The organism is Pseudomonas aestuarii (assembly GCF_027988105.1).
GTDB classification, from domain to species: Bacteria; Pseudomonadota; Gammaproteobacteria; order Pseudomonadales; family Pseudomonadaceae; genus Aquipseudomonas; species Aquipseudomonas aestuarii.
Genome location: NZ_JAQJZJ010000006.1, coordinates 236,234 through 253,842 on the forward strand (window position 1 = coordinate 236,234; position 17,609 = coordinate 253,842).

General features: G+C 55.9%; 15 protein-coding genes. 4 read left to right on the top strand and 11 right to left on the bottom strand.

What is annotated here, in order from left to right; translation table 11 throughout:
- Positions 1–108 precede the first annotated feature (108 nt).
- From PH586_RS14825 to hsdR, 8 genes are read right to left on the bottom strand one after another with little or no spacing between them, the layout of a single operon-like run.
- On the bottom strand, positions 109–594 hold the full coding sequence (locus PH586_RS14825) for a hypothetical protein (protein ID WP_271348535.1): 486 nt from the start codon (positions 592–594) through the stop codon (positions 109–111).
- Positions 591–1,298, bottom strand: coding sequence for a DUF3800 domain-containing protein (locus PH586_RS14830; RefSeq protein ID WP_271348536.1), 708 nt, complete (start codon positions 1,296–1,298; stop codon positions 591–593). Before PH586_RS14830 ends, PH586_RS14825 begins: the two co-directional genes overlap by 4 nt.
- Positions 1,295–2,968 (bottom strand): hypothetical protein, encoded by a 1,674-nt coding sequence (locus PH586_RS14835; protein ID WP_271348537.1) that lies wholly within the window; start codon positions 2,966–2,968, stop codon positions 1,295–1,297. The genes PH586_RS14830 and PH586_RS14835 overlap by 4 nt, the downstream gene beginning before the upstream one ends.
- Positions 2,949–5,168, bottom strand: a complete 2,220-nt coding sequence (locus tag PH586_RS14840; RefSeq protein WP_271348538.1) for an RNA-directed DNA polymerase — start codon at positions 5,166–5,168, stop codon at positions 2,949–2,951. Before PH586_RS14840 ends, PH586_RS14835 begins: the two co-directional genes overlap by 20 nt.
- On the bottom strand, positions 5,165–6,880 hold the full coding sequence (locus tag PH586_RS14845; RefSeq protein WP_271348539.1) for a restriction endonuclease subunit S: 1,716 nt from the start codon (positions 6,878–6,880) through the stop codon (positions 5,165–5,167). The genes PH586_RS14840 and PH586_RS14845 overlap by 4 nt, the downstream gene beginning before the upstream one ends.
- Positions 6,877–8,346 carry a type I restriction-modification system subunit M gene (locus tag PH586_RS14850; protein ID WP_271348540.1) on the bottom strand — a complete coding sequence of 490 codons (1,470 nt, stop codon included), beginning with the start codon at positions 8,344–8,346 and terminating at the stop codon, positions 6,877–6,879. The genes PH586_RS14845 and PH586_RS14850 overlap by 4 nt, the downstream gene beginning before the upstream one ends.
- An 8-nt stretch (positions 8,347–8,354) precedes the next feature.
- Positions 8,355–9,533 carry a restriction endonuclease gene (locus PH586_RS14855; protein ID WP_271348541.1) on the bottom strand — a complete coding sequence of 393 codons (1,179 nt, stop codon included), beginning with the start codon at positions 9,531–9,533 and terminating at the stop codon, positions 8,355–8,357.
- A gap of 24 nt (positions 9,534–9,557) precedes the next feature.
- A complete protein-coding gene (hsdR, locus tag PH586_RS14860) occupies positions 9,558–11,924 on the bottom strand; it encodes an EcoAI/FtnUII family type I restriction enzme subunit R (protein WP_271348542.1) in 2,367 nt (788 codons plus the stop codon).
- 170 nt (positions 11,925–12,094) lie between these two features.
- Here hsdR and PH586_RS14865 point away from each other — a divergent pair, with 170 nt between their 5' ends.
- Both PH586_RS14865 and PH586_RS14870 read left to right on the top strand, forming a co-directional pair.
- Positions 12,095–13,393, top strand: coding sequence for a 3'-5' exonuclease (locus tag PH586_RS14865; RefSeq protein ID WP_271348543.1), 1,299 nt, complete (start codon positions 12,095–12,097; stop codon positions 13,391–13,393).
- Positions 13,394–13,493: 100 nt separating this feature from the next.
- Positions 13,494–13,976: a 3'-5' exonuclease family protein gene (locus tag PH586_RS14870; protein ID WP_271348544.1), complete on the top strand. Its 483-nt coding sequence runs from the start codon at positions 13,494–13,496 to the stop codon at positions 13,974–13,976.
- Between the two features lie 76 nt (positions 13,977–14,052).
- Here the strand turns inward: PH586_RS14870 and PH586_RS14875 are convergent, their stop codons facing one another.
- Together PH586_RS14875 and PH586_RS14880 are read right to left on the bottom strand one after the other, a co-directional pair.
- On the bottom strand, positions 14,053–14,547 hold the full coding sequence (locus tag PH586_RS14875) for an HAD domain-containing protein (protein ID WP_271348545.1): 495 nt from the start codon (positions 14,545–14,547) through the stop codon (positions 14,053–14,055).
- Positions 14,548–14,612: 65 nt separating this feature from the next.
- Positions 14,613–15,239 carry a hypothetical protein gene (locus tag PH586_RS14880; RefSeq protein ID WP_271348546.1) on the bottom strand — a complete coding sequence of 209 codons (627 nt, stop codon included), beginning with the start codon at positions 15,237–15,239 and terminating at the stop codon, positions 14,613–14,615.
- 78 nt (positions 15,240–15,317) lie between these two features.
- Here PH586_RS14880 and PH586_RS14885 point away from each other — a divergent pair, with 78 nt between their 5' ends.
- Positions 15,318–15,542 (top strand): MerR family transcriptional regulator, encoded by a 225-nt coding sequence (locus tag PH586_RS14885; protein ID WP_271348547.1) that lies wholly within the window; start codon positions 15,318–15,320, stop codon positions 15,540–15,542.
- A gap of 9 nt (positions 15,543–15,551) precedes the next feature.
- Positions 15,552–16,361, top strand: a complete 810-nt coding sequence (locus PH586_RS14890) for a hypothetical protein (RefSeq protein ID WP_271348548.1) — start codon at positions 15,552–15,554, stop codon at positions 16,359–16,361.
- 57 nt (positions 16,362–16,418) lie between these two features.
- Here the strand turns inward: PH586_RS14890 and PH586_RS14895 are convergent, their stop codons facing one another.
- Positions 16,419–17,489, bottom strand: a complete 1,071-nt coding sequence (locus tag PH586_RS14895; protein WP_271348549.1) for a tyrosine-type recombinase/integrase — start codon at positions 17,487–17,489, stop codon at positions 16,419–16,421.
- Between the last annotated feature and the right edge of the window lie 120 nt (positions 17,490–17,609).

Sequence of the window (17,609 nt, forward strand, 5' to 3'; positions counted from 1 at the left end):
AAATTGCGCCCAGTAACACCTAATGTTCGCACCAGCTCATCTACCAACCTTCGGGTGTAAGCGTAGAAGGAGTAACGGCCCCGTCCTCCTGCGGAGGGCGCGGCCAGCCTAATTCCCCTCGCTATACCGCTCCCAGCGCCTTTCCAGTTTTTTCTGCTGATGCTCCCGCTCAACCGGGTAGGCCGTCCACGGCAAGATGTAGTCCTTGCGTTCGTCCAGTACCACCAGGTATTCGGCCTCGGCAAACCAGATCAGTACGCGATGACTTGAACCGTTCGGTTCGCGCCAGACCTTGAGCGCGGCGTCGGCAGCATTTTCGATAATCGGCTTGGGCCAGCGAATGCGCTCGCAACGTCGTAAGTCGGGCAGGCGTTCCGCTTCATCATTACCTTCGGAAATCATGTGCCAGAAGGTGGCCTCTTTGCCCTGGGTGATAGGGAGGCGCTTCAAGCCTAAGCGTTTGCCAGCAAAAAAGAGCTTGGGGTCAACGAAGTCGGCACAGAAGATCTGATAGATGGCCTCCAAGTAACGAGAAAAATCGCCACCGTAAGCCTTCAGTTCCTCCAGTGGCGGCAGCCATCCAGGCAGGCTCATACCCCGTTGCTCCCGCTCCAGAGGAACAGGTTGAACTTGGACTCACGCAGCAACGTGTTCTGCTTCAGGTTGTAGCGGCTGCGCTCGCGGATACGTTCGATCAGGCGCTGTTTGGCTTCGCTGCCGGCAAGCCCGCGATGCAGGTAGGACAGCGCACCGATCAGCAAGTCAGCCAGCTGCAGTTGCTCGGCTTCATGGGAGTGGATGCGTTGTACCCGGCGAATCACCCTGCGCGAAAAGTCATAGGCGTTGTGGGCCAGCACCTCATGGAGCTTGGCGACCTTCTCATGCCCCAGGGTGTCCTTGATGTCGATGTAAACCTGATAACCGGCATCTGGATCGAAGATGGTCTTGAGCATCGAGAAGTACATCTTGTAGTACCAGTCATCATGGCTCTGCCGGTACTGCTGATGATTGAGGCGAGCCTTGTCGGCCACGATCAGCGCGCGGAAATGCAGGTCGTCGTCATCGAAAAAGTAGTCGATGCAGTCCAGGTAGAACTGCAGCTTGGTCGAACCCACCTTGGTCCACTTGATCTCGAAATCCGCCGGCAGATTGTGCCTGACCTTGATTTCACGCAGACGCTGGGCGATCTCCAAGCGCTTGGCCTCAGGGCACCAGACCGCACCCAGCACCATGGCCTTCTGGCCATCGTTCTCCAGATGGCAGGACTCGTCGCAGTAGATATTGAAGGTTTCGCTCATGAAGCAGCCCCTGCATTGCGCCCGTTAAATCCGGCTGGTGCTGCTTTCTTCTCTTTCGGCAGATCGACTTTCTGTGTGTTCTTGAACGCCAGCAGATCCACTTCAAAGATGCTGATCACTGCCTGGTTGTTGCCATGGACATGAGCGATCTGTCGCTCATAGTGAGCTTTCCAAGGAGCATGGGCGCTGGAGCCGCCATATTGCCCTGTGTTGGCCAGCATTACGGGTTGATACATATGGAACTGTAGGGCGGCAGTCATGTTGTCAAAGATGTTGATATCTTGATTCAAGGCGGTGATAACAAACCCATCACTTATGTCGCGCATATCTGCGCTCAGTTTGAGGTCTGTTGCGTCATAGCAGACTGCCCCAGTCAGGTTGGCTTCGGCACCTGAACGATCTTTGAGCTGAACAATGACTTGATAGGGGCGGTGCCCCGCCACCCCAGAAGATAGCTCCCAAGGGATGCCATGCTGCTTACCCTGATAGGCGCGGATGATCTGTCTGCCTGCGGCACTTTCCTGTCGTAGCAGCCACACCGCGCGGTTTATAGGCTTTTTCAGGTAGGGGTGTTCAACAAATGTTTGCCCCGCGAAGATTAAGGCCCCCGTACTGTCTGACAGCCGATGAAGCAGCCACATGTCGTCCGGGTGAACAGCCAGTTCTGGAAAGACGATGAGATCAAGCTGGTTCTTCTGTTGCGCAGAAGTCTTACGCTTTGCGAATTGACTTGCAGCGAGTTGCTGGCCGAGCAAGCGGCACATGGCGGCAAGATGTGCTCTATGCCTAGCCCGGTAGGAAGCGGTCCACATCAGCGGATCGCCATTGGAGAAGTCGCTGTCGCGTGGCATCAGCGTCTGCACCAAAGCAACCTTGAATTCACGCAGGTTGGATTTTGGAGAACACTCAACAGGCAGCAGATAGGCCGGAAGATTAGATTGTCTGCCGTAGAGGCGGCCCTGCTCAGCCAGGCGAGCGTTGACTAGCTTAAGTAGGTCTGATGGCTGGCGAACCTCAGCAAAACCCTCAATATCCGTCCTTTTGATCTCTAGGCCAGGCCACTGCAGAAGACGCATGACCAGTTCATTGAGCCATGGCGAAATGGGGGTCGGTTCCTCACCTAAGCCTCGGTTTAGTGGCATCAGGCCCATGCGGCGTTTGTACCAGCTGCTTTGCAGGCCACGATAACGATCAAACTGCTCTTCTCGTACTGGGAAGAAGCGAGTGGTGAAGTCACTTTCACCGATGATGGCTGAGCGCAGTAGACGGCCTAAACGGTAGGCCCAAGCCATTTCCCCCGAGCACCATGAAGGTTTCTCGTTCCATGGATGCACGATCTTGTTCGGCGCTTTGACGATCAATGCCAGTGGCGCATCGGGATGTTGAATCTTGTTCCAGTCACCGCACTCGATTGAGAGCCAATCCAAGCCCAGTCCATCGTTATCAAGACAGCCGGAGTGCTCCGCTTTTAACAGCTCAGCGGCCAGTTTGAGCAATGCGTTTTCCTGAACAAACGGGTTTTCAGGATGCGCCACGATGCTCAGCAACGAGCGTCTGCCTTTGGGCCAATCGTTCAATCGCGCAGATGTGTCTTGAGCATGGCCTTTTGGTAAGTAACGCTCTAGATACTTTATCCAGCCTGCTTTTCCCTTACCCACGCCATGTTGCATGTAACTCTCCAAGAATCCGGGTATCAATCATGGCAATATCGTCAATGAGCCGATTAGCCTCTTTGACGGTGAGCTTTTGTAACCAATTGCCCAGCCAGATAATGAACCGGTCTCGCTGACCGGTAATTCGCATCACAAGCAGCCCGGCTGTGAGTGCGTTGGAACCATCTGCGGCTGTTGGCGGCGTAAGGCGCAAGGCATCATGCAGTGCGTTGTAGGAAGTCAGTTCTGCAGAGGAGGGCAAAGTCACCGGGTACTGCATGACAGCCATAAAGAGAGCGGCCTGCTGATGCAGATACCACGGGAGTGTACTGTTCTCGGCTAGCGCTAGTGCCGCCTGCAACAGCTCCTGGCGGTAGCCCGTTATGTCCGCCGACTCTGGGTAGCTTTCTGGGCGATGCAGTCCTGTTTCTACTGCGCCTGCCCTGAACAGATCAGCAAGCACAAACAAAGCGACTTCCCGCTCGGATTGAGGGGCAGTGGGCTCTAGCTTCAGCATCAGTGCCTGAAGAACCGGTCGCAGCAGTTTGGCAGAAGGAAATATGTCTAAGCCGCAGCGCAGAACGCTGGCCAGGGCAGGATTGCGTGACCAGCAAGCGATCAGCTTACGGGCAATCGTTTCCATTTCATGATCAAGTGCCTGGCGCTCACTGACTTCAATATTGGTCAGCGCATCCTCGGCTGGCAGCTCGGGGTCGGCCATGCTGCGGCGCATGCGTAGCACTTGGCGTAATCGATTGGCCGCAAAGCGTTTGACGGTATCGTCACGCACGTCCGCCCGAGGCAGGGATATACGGGCCAGCGCTAAAGGGTTCTCATCGACATCGTTCGCATCATCCAGTGCGTCGGCAAGCCAAAGCAGATGATCCAGGCTGCCAGTAGCCTGCAGCAAAGTAGCGGGGTCGGGTGCTGTGCTGATTTGCCCGTTCACGCCTCGCATAAAGCGGGAGGTACTGCCCTGAACGGCGAAGTCTTCCCAGGCGACTGCCTCAGACTTTTCTTTCTTGGTTTCCAGGCCATTCGCCGCATCGTTAAAGCAGTGTCTGATGAGCAGGTTTGCCCAACTGCTAATGTCGCCTGCGAGCGTCTCAAGCGCTAAGTTTTGCGCCGACTCGGTTGGAATGGCCACGACTAAACGCATGTCATCGACATAGCGGCAGTAGTCCAGCAGCCTGGCGTGGACCGTAACGCCATTGATTTGGATAGGAATGCCGAGCCCTTGGCGTAGGCCGGCAACCACCATTTGATCGAAATCATGCATGTAAGCGTTGGCAAAGAAGCCGCTTGCTACCAAGCCCTGGGGGAGGCCTAGTTTGAGCTCGCTACGGCCAGCTGAGTCGCTGGGGTTCCATTGCCAGCTAACGATTTTCTCAACTGCTTGCCAAAATGGTTCGGCTTCAACTTCGGAGTAGGGGATGGCGAATTCGCTGGCGTAACGGTGGTACAGCTTGCGCAGGCGGCTGACAACAGCGGATTGACTTACACAGTCATAAAACTTGGCCAGATCAAGCTTGACCACAAACAGGCGCTCGTCATGCAGGCTGGACAGTGCTTCGCGACAAACCTCTGCGGGGCGCTCCAGGAAGCGCTCATAGTCCACGAAGAACTGCGAATAGGTGGTGGCATTGCCCCAGCGAAAGCGTGCGTGCTGCTTGCCATCAGACTCATCAAGCCAGTCGCAGAACAGCCGATTGCCGTAGCTGCAAACTCGTTGCCTGGCTTGGGCCTTACTGCTGTATCTCTCAGGGTCGGTATTGCCTTGCAGTGTTTCTACGGCGTCAGCGAGGCACAGCATGACGGCAGAAGCCAAAACCTGCTCACGAATGCTGACATGGGCTAATGGGCGTAAATCCGGCTCAGTTTGCAGTGCGCCGCCATCTTTGGGTATGGGTTTGAATTTCCAATCGCCGCCTTCAGCTTCAGCCTTCGATGGGAAGTACCACTTGCCATTTTTGGGGGCCGGCACCAGGCGCAATGGGCTTACTGCACTATGGTCGCCGGTGGAAACCTGACGCTGCCACTCTTTAAGTGTTTGCGGTAGCAGCAGGGAAACCTGCTCCAGTTCCAGGATGTCGGCATACCAGTTATGTCGGCGAATGTAGGCGTCGGACTTTTTCCAAGCCTGAGCCAGAACAGCCTCATCGGCCAGCAGCTTAAGTGATGGCATTAACCGTTCATAGCGGGCGTCAACAACGCTCATGCTACGGCCTGCTCGACCAGAGTGCCGGCCAGTTGTTCGTTGAGTTGGCGGGCTTGGGTCAGGCGGGTTTTCAGTTGGTCGCAGAGGGCCATAAGTTGATCGATTTTGGCGACGATGCGGTGTTGTTCTGCCAAGGGAGGAACCGCAGTTGGCATTTTCAGAAGAATACCGTGATTCAAGTTCACCATGGTCGTACCTACAGCCGCTCCAGCCAGATAGGTACGAATCGAATTGCACCTGAATAGAGTCCAGATATACGCCCTGGAGACTTCTTGCGTGAAGCGAAGCACAAAACTACCTGTGCCACAGAGCCAGCCGTCCTCTGAGTCAGTAACTAGTGCCACCCGGCCAACCTCACCGCGGCGCGCCATCACCATATCCCCTGCACTCAAACGATATGAATCAAGAGTTCCAGCCATTTCGAGAGAAAGAGATACAGAGTGATCGGGCACTATGCGTCCATCAATCATGTGTGACGGGTTTACCAAGGGAACACCGCCCTCTACATAGTCTGATTGATGTATCAATGATCCGAATGGGCCAGTAGATACATCTAGAGCAAAGTCAGCAAAGCGCTGCCACGCCCAGCCGGCCGGTAGCTCAAACGATTTCTCGTTATCACCAATCTCCGCCAGCGGTTTCTGCTTTCTAATCTTGCCGACAGCCACCAGACGCTCCTTTTCCTGTGCAATTCGCTTAAGCAACTCACTGGCCGGCTCATCACTTGGATCTTGCGGCACCAGCTTGCCCATTACGGCCAGTTGCAGCAGGGTTTGTTTGAGGGCGTCGATGCTGGGTTCGGTGGTGAACAGGGTGTGGAAGTGTTCGGCCAGACGTTGCCAGTTGGTGGCGAAGTCGGTGGCATCGCTGGCCTGGGTCAGGCTGTCGAGCAGCGCTTGTACCAGTTGGGCTTGGGCGCTTTCGGCGTCGGCCTGCTGGGTTTCCAGGCGGTCGCACAGGGTCATCAGTTCATCGACTTTGGCGGCGATGCGGTGTTGTTCGGCGAGGGGAGGCAAACCAAATGGTCTGACGAAGAGCTTGTCGTAAACAAGGCTCTGAACCGTAGTTCCTTGTTTGACATCTTCCTTCAAGATAACGCGCTCAGTGCCACGCAGCATAAGCTGCACATAATCTGATGGCTGAGGTTGGAATGGTGAAATCGCTTTCAAGTCTTGGTTGATGGTGCAAGGCACTGCGGTTATTTGAGCAGGCAGCTTCCGTTTTAAAATGCCGCTTCGGCCCACTAACAAAATAGAGCCAATTGGCACTAACTCCAGGCTTGTCTTATCCAGTGCTAATTGCGTGACCTTTAGCTCGCTATCTGTGATGTCACCATCATGCATGTCCTTAGGGGAAACCCAAGGAATGTCACCATCCCAAAACTCTGACTTTGACATTGATGGTGTGCTGCCACCTCGCATAGCAGCGATCTCGTTTAGGGAGGCCCAACACCATCCCTCAGGCAAGCCAAACGGTTTTTCCTCTTCAGTAATCTCAGCCAGCGCCTTCTGCTTTTTGAGCTTCCCCTCAGCCACCAACCGCGCCTTTTCCTCGGCAATCCGCTTAAGCAACTCACTTGCCGGCTCATCGCTGGGATCTTGCGCCACCAACTTGCCACGCACCGCCAACTCCAGAATCAGCTCACGCAGCTTTTTGATGCCATTGGGCGCACCGGCTAGCAGTGGCAGGTTGTCGGTGAGCAGCGCGGTCATACCTTGCGCTCCAGGGCTTCGGCCAGCACTGCTTTAAGCTGGTCACGCAGGTCGTTGATTTCGCCTTGCAGCTTTGCGTAGCCACGCAGCAGTTCATCCGGGTCATGGCTGATCTGTTCGCCGATATGCGGGTTTTTACAGTCCAGATTCCAGTTGCGCGCTTGCAGTTCTTCAATGCTCACCTGCCAGGCGAACTGGTTCTCCACTCGTGCGGCAAAGCCATCGGCTTCGCTGCCCCACCAGTCTTGTTCCACGGCGAATTCTTCGATGCGCATGGGGCGGGTCTTGGAGTAGTTCTTCACGCCGGTTGGGTACTGGTGCTCGTAGAACCACACCTGTTTGGTCGGCGTGCCTTTGGTGAAGAACAGCAGGTTGGTTTTGATGCCGGTGTAGGGGTTGAACACGCCGTTGGGCAGGCGAACGATAGTGTGCAGGTTGCACTCGGTGAGCAGTTTTTCCTTGATGCGGCTCTTGATGCCTTCGCCGAACAGAAAGCCATCGGGCAGCACAACGGCGGCGCGGCCACCGTCTTTGAGCAGCTGCATGATCAGCACAAGAAACAAATCGGCGGTCTCGCGGGTGCGGAAGGCGGCGGGGAAGTTGGTTTCGATGCCGTCTTCTTCCATGCCGCCAAACGGCGGGTTGGCGACGATGCAGTGCACGCGCTCGCTCGGGCCCCAGCTGATCAGCGGTTTGCTCAGGGTGTTGTCGTGACGGATCTGATTCGGCACTTCGATGCCGTGCAGGATCATGTTGGTAGTAGCCAGCAGGTGCGGCAGCGGCTTTTTCTCCACGCCGAAGATGCTGGCTTGCAAGGTGCGTTCGTCTTCGGCAGTTTTTACATAGCGGCTGCGCTTGTGCTCGATGGTGCAGGTAAGAAAGCCGCCGGTCCCGCAGGCCGGATCCATGACCTTTTCGTCCAGCTTAGGGTCGACCATGCGCACCATAAACTCGGTGACCGGGCGCGGGGTGTAGAACTCACCGGCGTTGCCGGCGTTTTGCAGGTCGCGTAGCAGTTGCTCGTAGAGGTTGCCGAACTCGTGGCGTTCCTGGGCCTTGTTGAAGTCCACGCCATGCTGAATCTTGTTGATCACCTGGCGCAGCAGCTGGCCGGATTTCATGTAGTTGTAGGCGTCTTCGAACACGCTGCGCACCACGAAGGCGGATGGCGTGTTGCTGTACTCGTGCAGGTTCTGCAGCTGCGGGAACAGGTTGTTGTCGATAAAGCCCTTGAGGTCTTCGCCGGTCATGCCTTCCGGGTCGGCGGCCCAAGTGCGCCAGCGGCAGCTATCGGGGATGGGCGATTTGTAGCTGTCGTCCATCAGCTCCCATTCCAGCTCGCGGTCATCGAAGATCTTCAGGAACAGCAGCCAGACCAACTGGCCGATGCGCTGGGCGTCGCCATCGACACCGACGTCTTTGCGCATGATGTCTTGGATGGATTTGATGGTTGAGCTGATGGACATGGAAAACCTTATTCGGTGAGGGGCTCTGCGGGCGAGCCTTCAAAGTAACTGTCGTCAACTTCCAGTAGGGACAGCTTTTTCTGTTTAATGCCGACGCCGTGTTTAATCAGCAGCTCAATGAGCTTGTCGCCGTCGATCAGGGTGATGGGTGCGGCTCCGGGGAAGAGCGCCACATCCTTGCAGCCCTTGGCAAAGCCCCCGATGGTGATGATGGTTCCGCGCAAGGCACCATGCAGCGGCAGGGCCCCGCGCAATTGGTCTAGCACTGGGCGGGTAATATTGGCTTTGTGACGTTTGACCTGAACCACTTCCTTGATTTCGGTGATACCGAATTGGAAGTTGGCGATGACATCGACCCCCTTGTCGCCGCTCTGTTTAGTGACCTGGACATTTTCGTAATCCATGGCCTCCAACAGGTCCTTGATGAGTTCTTCGAAGCGGTACGGATCGAGGGATTCCAGCCGTTCTCGCAAGGCGATGGTTTGCGCGGCATTGTAATCCTTGATGGCGCTGAAGACATTGTGATGAGCCTGCAGCTGTGGGCGTGCAACCTGCGGCGCGGCATAGTCCACCCCGGCGCTGGTAATGCTGTATGTATTGCCCTCACGGCTGACGTAGCCGCGCGCCGTCAGGTTGAGCAAGCGTTGGCGAAGGGTGGCGTTAATACTCGATGGTGTTTTGTGATTGGAGTTTTCCAGGAGAAACTCGGTCCACTCCTCCAGCAGGTCGGCGCGTTTGCCCGGCGAATGGGCGGCCAGAATGGCTAGCAATTGCGGCAGTCCTTCGGCTTCGTCCAGCTCTCGCAGCAGACCTGGAACAGAGGCGATGAAGTCGTTGCCACGATGTTCCAGCTGGTACTGCCCGGATGCATTGAGGGACAGGAGCTGGTAGGTGTTGATAAACAGGTAAGCCCCATAGATGTGCCGGGGGTTTACTTTCTGTTGGCTTTCATCCCAGATCCGTTGAGCCAGCTGGCGGTCGGTACCGTTCAGTCGCTCGGGAATCCAGAGACTCGGCTGGCTCCAGTCGACAGTGTTCTGTGGTGTGCCCGTTTGCTCATGAACGGCCTTGATCAGGCTGCGCACCTGATCCTTGCTGATACCGTCAAAAATACGCAGCAGCGCCGCAACCTCCGAATAAAGAGGAAATAGCGGTGTGCGCACTAGGGGCTGACGTGCTCCCGTCATAGGTTAACTCCTAAACAATTCGCTTCAGGCGCTATACAGCTCGTCTTCCAGCTCATGGATGGCTTTGTTGTAACCGGCCTTGCCGCCAAACGCCTTGACCAGTTCGATGGGCGCACCGATCTGGCTGAAGGGGTCGAGCTGGAGGATCTTGATGTCTTCGATATGCTCGATGCCGGTATCGGCGTATTTATCCAGCAGCGCCTCCAGCACCTGGCGGGCGGCACCTGTGTACTTGCCAAAGTAATTGCGCTTCTTCACCTGCTCGGCACGCTCGCGGCGGCTCAACGGCGGCTGGTCGAAGGCGACGTGGCAGATCAGGTCGAACGGGTCGAGGGGCTTGCCCTGCTTCTTTTCCACTTCTTCGGCCAGGGCTTCCCACATCACGCCTTGGGTGGCCATTTCGTCGATGATGGCTTTCTTCTGCTCGGCATCGCTCCAGCGCCGCAGGAAGTCATCCAGCGAGGCGAACTGCTTTTTTACGCAGACGCGGGTGTAGTCGTGCAGCGACTCGGTGATCAGCCGGCCGTCCGGGCCGTAGTACTGCACGCGCTCGGCGATGACGTAGATCGGCAGATTGTCGATGACGTACTTGATACGCTTCTTGCCGTCCTCCTCGCCGGTGAACTCCAGGTCATCGCCTTCGGCATCAAGGCCTGCGCTGATGCCGTCTTCATCGGCCTGCGGATTGTCTGGCGGTACGGGGGAATCATCACCTTCAGGGGCATAGATCACCACGGGGTCGCCGTCGAAGGCAGGGTCGGCGAACAGCTCGGTGGCCTTCTTGAAGTCCATGATGGTGAACCAGTATTTGCCGTAGTCCTCGTTGATGCGGGTGCCACGACCAATGATCTGCTTGAACTCGGTCATCGACTTGATGTGCTGGTCGAGCACGATCAGTTTGCAGGTCTGCGCATCGACGCCGGTGGTCATCAGCTTGCTGGTGGTGGCTATGACCGGGTAGCGCTGTTCCGGGTTGATGAAGTTATCCAGCTCGGTCTTGCCCTCTTGCTCATCGCCGGTGATGCGCATGACGTACTTGCGGTTCTCGGCCACGCGCTCGGGGTTGAGGTTGACCAGGGCCTGACGCATGCGCTCGGCATGGTTGATGTCGTCGCAGAAGACGATGGTTTTCTGGAACGGGTCGGTGGCCTTGAGGAACTCGCTGACCTTTTCCGCCACTTTTAGGGTGCGCGCCTCGATGACCAGGGTGCGATCCATGTCCTTGAGGTTGTAGATGCGGTCTTCGATCAGCTCGCCATTCTTGTCGAGCATGCCCTTGGGCGGTCGCCAGCCTTGCAGGTCTTTATCGAAGTCGATGCGCACCACTTTGTAGGGCGCGAGAAAGCCGTCTTCGATGCCCTGCTTCAAGGTGTAGCTGTACACCGGCTCACCGAAGTAGGTGATGCTGGACACCTCTTTGGTTTCCTTCGGCGTTGCCGTCAGGCCGACATGGGTGGCGCTGGAGAAGTAGTCGAGAATCTCGCGCCAGGCGGAATCCTCGGCGGCGCTGCCCCGGTGGCATTCGTCGATCACGATCAGGTCGAAGAAGTCGCGGGAGAACTGCTTGTAGACGTTCATCTCTTCTTCAGTGCCGGTGACGGCCTGATAGAGCGACAGGTAGATCTCGTAGGAGGTATCGATCTGCCGTTTGGCGATTTTGGTCATCGCCTGGCCGAACGGTTTGAAGTCGTTGTTCTTGGTCTGGTCGACCAGGATGTTGCGGTCGGCGAGAAACAGGATGCGTTTCTTCTGCTTGGACTTCCACAGCCGCCAGATGATCTGGAAGGCTGTGTAGGTCTTGCCAGTGCCGGTGGCCATCACCAGCAGCATGCGATCCTGCCCACGCGCCACGGCTTCGACGGTGCGATTGATCGCGTTGGTCTGGTAGTAGCGCGGCATGCGCCCGGAACCGTCGTCGTAGTAGGGTGCGGCGATCTTGTGCTGGGCTGCGTTATCTAGACCCTTCCACTGGCAATAGCGCTGCCAGAGTTCATCCGGGCTGGGGAACTGTTCGAGGCTGAGTTCTGTTTCAACCTGGCTGCCGGTGCCGCTGCGGTCATGGAACAGAAAGCCATCGCCATTGCTGGAGAACACGAAGGGTAGATCCAGCGCCTCGGCATAACCCAGGGCCTGCTGCATGCCGTGGCCAACGGAGTGCTTATTGTCCTTCGCCTCGATCACGGCAATGGGCAGATTCTTCTGATAACTGAGGACGTAGTCGGCGCGTTTGTGCTCGCCACGGCTGTGCAGTTTGCCGCGTACGATGATGCGGCCTTTGGTAAAACCAAACTCTTCCAGCACCTGCTTGTGCATGTCCCAACCGGCTTTCTGAATGGCGGGGGCAATGTATTTGCTGCAGATGTCTCGTTCAGAGAGTGACTTCTTGTCCATCGGTTCCGAGTCCTTGGATTTATAAGTTCGGACTTTACCAGACCGGTGATGGCTAAACGACTTGCCAGAACTCGCTAACGCTCAAGAGCTGAGTTGATGCGGGTAATATCCTGGTTGAGAATTGGCTTGGTTGCGGTTTATACAGCCATCCGCCTGTGACGGAGATAGAAATGTCATACATTCAAAAAGCTGATATTCCTAAGGCATACATTGCACCCGACGCACTTATGTATGCCGGTGCAGGCTGGCTTGCCCTAGTGCGCGAAGCGCTGGCTGTGATCGACAGCAGCGAGATCGTGGCTATCCGTGAAGACTCGGGCGCACTGCGCATCGAACTGGCCTGCAGCACGCCAGAGCAGCGCTACGCATTGACCGAAATCGCTAAGCGTTCACTGGCCGTATGTGAAATCTGCGGCGATGCTGGCGAGCTTCGCTTTGACGGCTTAAAAAACGGCCATCCTGCGGGCTGGCACCGCGTACGTTGCGAGGCACACGCCAACACCAAAACCTACGGTGACGAACTTCTCACCCGCGAAAAACGCCGGCGCCGAGCCCTTTGGCAAATCGCCCCGCTACGCGATCCGGCCGAGGTGCCCGGCGCCTTAGCAGAGCTTCGCTCGATCCTTGCCATGGACCAAGCCACACCTATCGGCCCTGCAGCCGGCTGGACCATCGACCAGCTGCTCGCCGCCGTGCCGGTTCACGCTGACGCCAACCCGCGCTACGTCTGCCCGAGCGAAATTCCTGAGCCGTGGAGAACTCGTTTTGAAATCGCCAGCAGCGGCAGCACCCGTTTCGCCAAGGGCTTCTATGCAGACGACTGGGCGAACTTTTTATACCTCTGGCAAAAAGAACACACTGCACTGACTGATCGCCTGTTAGACCTAGATGAGCCATCCGAAAATCTGCTGATTATCGACTTCGAAGCGACCTGCGAAGACCCAACACCCGAGGGTTACCACTTCCAGATTATTGAGATCGGAGCCGTCTGGGCATCGCACAACGGTGAAATTTTGGATACTTTCGAAACCTTGGTGCGCGCAGACCAGCCCATCAGTGAGTTTTGCACGGCTATCACGACGATCACCCAGGTCCAATCTGATAGCGGTTTGAGCTTCCCTGAAGCTAGTGCGGCCCTGGCGGAATTCGCCAGCCGTTACCCAAGTAAAACGTGGGCCAGTTGGGGCGCTGGCGACCTTAAAATGATCGAACGCGACAGCGCTTATCATGGTGTAAAGAACCCGCTAGATGACTGGGCGCACCGCAATCTGAAACTCGAATACCACGATGCAAAACCGAAAATGAAGAAAAAGCAGCCGCATGTGGGTATGAAGAGGGCGATGATCGAGTTGGGTATCGAGCAAGAAGGCGCGCACCATCGGGCGCTGCCCGATGCGCTCAATATCGCCAAGGTTTTCTCAGAAATGCAGAGCAGAGTGCGACTCAACCGCTGGGGCGAGCCGCAATGACAGCCGAGCTTTCCCAAAAAAGCAGGCTCTTGAGATCCATATCCTTGAATCTGAGATCGAGCGGCTCAAGTCGCGCCCATTTGAGCCACTGGCTGAACCGATGCTGGCGGCTTACATAGACACGGAATTCACCAGTCTGAACCGGTACACAGCCAGGCTGATCAGCCTCGCCCTGGTAGTGCAGGGCGGCCCCGAGTTCTATGTCGAGCTGACCGATAATTGGGATGAGGCAGACTGCTCCGGTTTCGTCTGTGAGATCGTACTGCCACAGCTGGATTTAGACACATACGGGCGCATGACTGAGCAAGCACGGCTCGAACTAGGGCAATTCCTGCAGGCGTTGGGTGACGTAAAAATCGCGAGCGATGCGCCGTCTTGGGACTGGCCGCTGCTGCTGGAACTGGCTGGGCCAGCTGGTTTGCCGGCGAGCGTCCAGGCGGAGCCGCTAGACCTTAACCTGCTGGACCTGGGCGCCACACACGCTCTGGATGAGCCGCCTCATCACGCATTACTCGACGCGCGATTGTTGGCTGATATGGTTGGCAGGAGTAGCTCTATCTTTACGCGAAGTGCCTATAAATAGGTATTTCGTGTAGAGATAAGTTGAGCGTCTGCACTCCTGCCAGGTTGGGTGCATAGGTGTTTCGACTGAAAACACCTTACCGATGAACTTCCAACAGAGCCACCAACCGCGCAAACGTGGCCTCATCCCCCAGCCCTTGCGCAGGGTCTGTCTGCACGAGATTGCCTCGCGCGCTGGATGCCCAGCCCTCCATGTCATCGTCGATCGCGACCCACTTCTGGCCGGTTGCGCGCCGCCTGAGGTCTGACGTGATCTGCTGATAACGGGTCTTGCCGCGCCAGTTGTCGCTACTGTCAGAATGCCAGCCGCTCGCCATTCTCGTATGAAACGTCGAACCGATGACGCGCTCCAGAATCGTCTCTGGAAGCGCCGCCTTCGCCTTGAGAAACCCCACCTCGCGCACCCAGCTTGTCGAGAGGACTATTTGCACGTCCGACCTATTGGCAAGCGCCTCAACAAGCCTGTTGGCCCACATAAACAGCTCACCCTCAGCTTTCAGGACGATCTTGCCTTTGACGATATACACCTCGTCGGGGTGACGCACCCCATCAAAGTCCAGATAAAGAAGCATGATCTTGTCTCAGATTTAAGCAGCCCGCTGTCGATATTTTTCCAGGCAAGAGCAGGCAACCTGGGTCAATAGTCGTCTTTATGTTGGTCGTTATCAGGCTCATGCGAGTTCGAAGGTGAATCGTTATTTGCGGCTTTAAGAGCCATATCTAGTTGCGTGCGTAACTCTCGCAGTGCCTCGATGGCTGTTTTTTCAATCTCGGACAATGCGTTTTCTTCAGCCTCTCTGGTGACTTCTAGCTCAGCAAGTTGAATTTTTGCCTGCAGTTCCTCGAGATTATTTTCATATGGATCGTCGTCGCCATAGGTGCGGCTGAACGAATTGATGAGCTGAGCAAAATATGGCTTGGCTGCATTGCGAGTGACGTATAGGCGCTCCGGGTAGAAAGGTTTTCCTGGTCTATGTCTACATGAAACGTGTCCATGCCTGGCATCAGTAACCCCGGTGATCATCCAGAATGCATATTCGGGCCAGAGGCGGCCCACTGCCTGAATCATCTCCGCCGTTGGGCGCTGCTTTCCGTTGAAAGCCTTGTTCCAGCTAGTAGCAGGGATTTCAGTGAGCTCAGCTAGCTCAACCCAGCGTCTATTTTCGGAAATATTCTGCTGAATAACCCTTTTGAATCGCTCAAATATATCGTCCATCGCAGGCGAGCCTATTGATTTATGATGCTTGATGGATACATTATCCATCCGTGGTGATTTATTGCCTCTGATTATACAGCATCGCACATTACGTGCGCTCGTCCAGGCTTACGATGGAGATCCACAATGACCGACAGCGAAACCATTTTGTTGGCTCAGTTCGGTAGTCCGCTGCTAACGCTGGCACAGGTAGCCAAAATTCTTGATCGCAGTCCAGATGGTTTGAGAATCACGCTGAGTGGAGACAGCGATCTGGCTCGTAGGCTAAAACCGGCCAAGAAGCGGATCGGTCGACGGGTGCTTTTTAGCGTTGCCGAGCTGGCGCGATTTATTGACGAATCGCACGGGTGAGGTTGAGCAATGAAGGACACGGTAATTTTACGGCGACGAGTTGAAAGCAATTTCACAACGTTTCCGAATGAGTTAATTCGAGATAATCGTCTCTCGTGGAAGGCTTTGGGTTTGCTTGCCTACTTGCTTGCTCATCCCGCCGACTTCCGCCTCAATTTAGTGTATCTGGCTAAGCAGCGACCTAGTGGGCGTGATGCCACTAGGTCTGCGCTAAGAGAGCTCGAAGCCGCAGGGTATGTCTCAATTGAGCGCAGCCACGACGACATGGGGCGGTTTTCCACGACCACGTGGATGGTTTCTCAGACACCGGACTTTGTGCCTGTTTCACCATGTGCGGAAAATCCGAATACGGTAAAACCGACGGAGGAAAAACCGAAGGCGGAGAGACCGACGTCGGATAAGCCAACACTAATAAGTACTGAAACAGAACAAAAACTTAGAATAAAAAAAACTACTACAACAAAGCAGGAGGTTAGGGCGCTCGAGCGGCCAAGTGGGCTAGCTGAAAAATACTGGCCAGCGATCGAAAACCTTTTGATTGATATCCCTTTAATGGATGCCAAAGAGTTGCTTGATGAGTTAACGCAGGCCCTAAAAATAGGGTCGATCAAGACAACACCGATTAAGTGGTTCCATGGTGTGCTGCTGCGATACAAAGCAGGGCAGTTTGTGCCGTCACAACCCCTGAAAAAGCGAGTCGAGTCTCTGAATAAGGCGAGCAGAGCGCCGGGCGTAATGCTCGATAAGGATCGGGGGCTTGGGAATGAGTACTTAAAGCAGATGAAGACCAAGACCTCTCTGGCAGGTCCTAGTCGATGATGTAAAGTTGATATGGGGCCTGTAGATGAGTACTCACGGATCTTGCTGCTAGTTGAATCAGCCGTCCGGGTGACGGTGAAATTGGTCCAGCTTACTGACCAGATCCTCCGCACGCAGGTGGGTATAACGTTTCAGCATCTGCATCGACTTGTGGCCGCTGATTGCCGAGACCTCTTGGTCAGATAGGCCGCCCTCGACCAGCCGGCTTACCGCCTCATGCCGCAGATCGTGGAAGCGAAAATCGGGCATGCCGAGTTTGGTTTTCAGCAAGCCCCAGGTCTTGGTGAATGCGTAGGGGCCTCGCTTACCGGTTTTTCCTGGTTCGCCAAAGAACACCAGGTCGCAGTCAATTGGCCTTATCGGGTTGTTCAGGGCTGTCTGGAAGGTTTCTGTAGCCCATTTGCTTAGCGGGACAGTGCGAGCGCTGTCGTTCTTGGTGTCCGAGAGGCGTACCACGCGCTTTTTCATGTCGACCTGGTGTCTGCGCAGGGATGTGATCTCTGATGAGCGCATGCCTGTTTCCAGCGCGATACGGACGATCCAGCCAAGCATGGGGTTGCTGTGGTTGTTTACCGCCGTTAGCAGGCGGCGTTCTTCTTCTGCGGACAAGCGCCGGTCGCGGCCTTCGCCGGGGCTGGGTTTGCGGATGTTCAGCACCGGATTGAAACTAAGGCCCAGGCCCCATTCCTGAATCGCCACTGTGAACAGGTGGCTGAGTAGGGCCAGCTCCAGGCGCACGGTGTTGTTGCTGGTGGGCTTGCCGCGATTGGTGATCGAGGCTAGGCGGGTGTCGCGGTAGCCGGCGATGATCTCGGCAGAGAGGGCGGCCATGGAGTATTTGCCCAAGTGACTGATCAGCTGTCGGGCTTTGGTGGCTTCGGCGCGCTGGGTAGTAGGCTTCTTGGTGGGACTGATTTCGCTGAGGTAGCGTTTCAGCGCCATCTCCAAGGTCATGCGTTCGGAGCCGCTGCGCTGGATGTACACGCCTCTGACCATTTCGTCTTCGGTGCGGCGTGCCCAGTCTTCGGCATCGCGCTTGGTGCGGAAGGTTTTGGTGTTGGTCGGCCAGCCGGTTTTGCGTACCAGGGCCTTCCAAGTGCCGGCATCCGTTTTGACGATGGTGGCCATCTTTGCTGCTCCAAAAGTGTACCGCTGTACCGGCACTGTACTGAATTTGTACCTTTGGACTATAGGACTGGTCTAGCTGTTTTTCCTGCAGACATGAAAAAGCCGCGCAGTGCGCGGCTT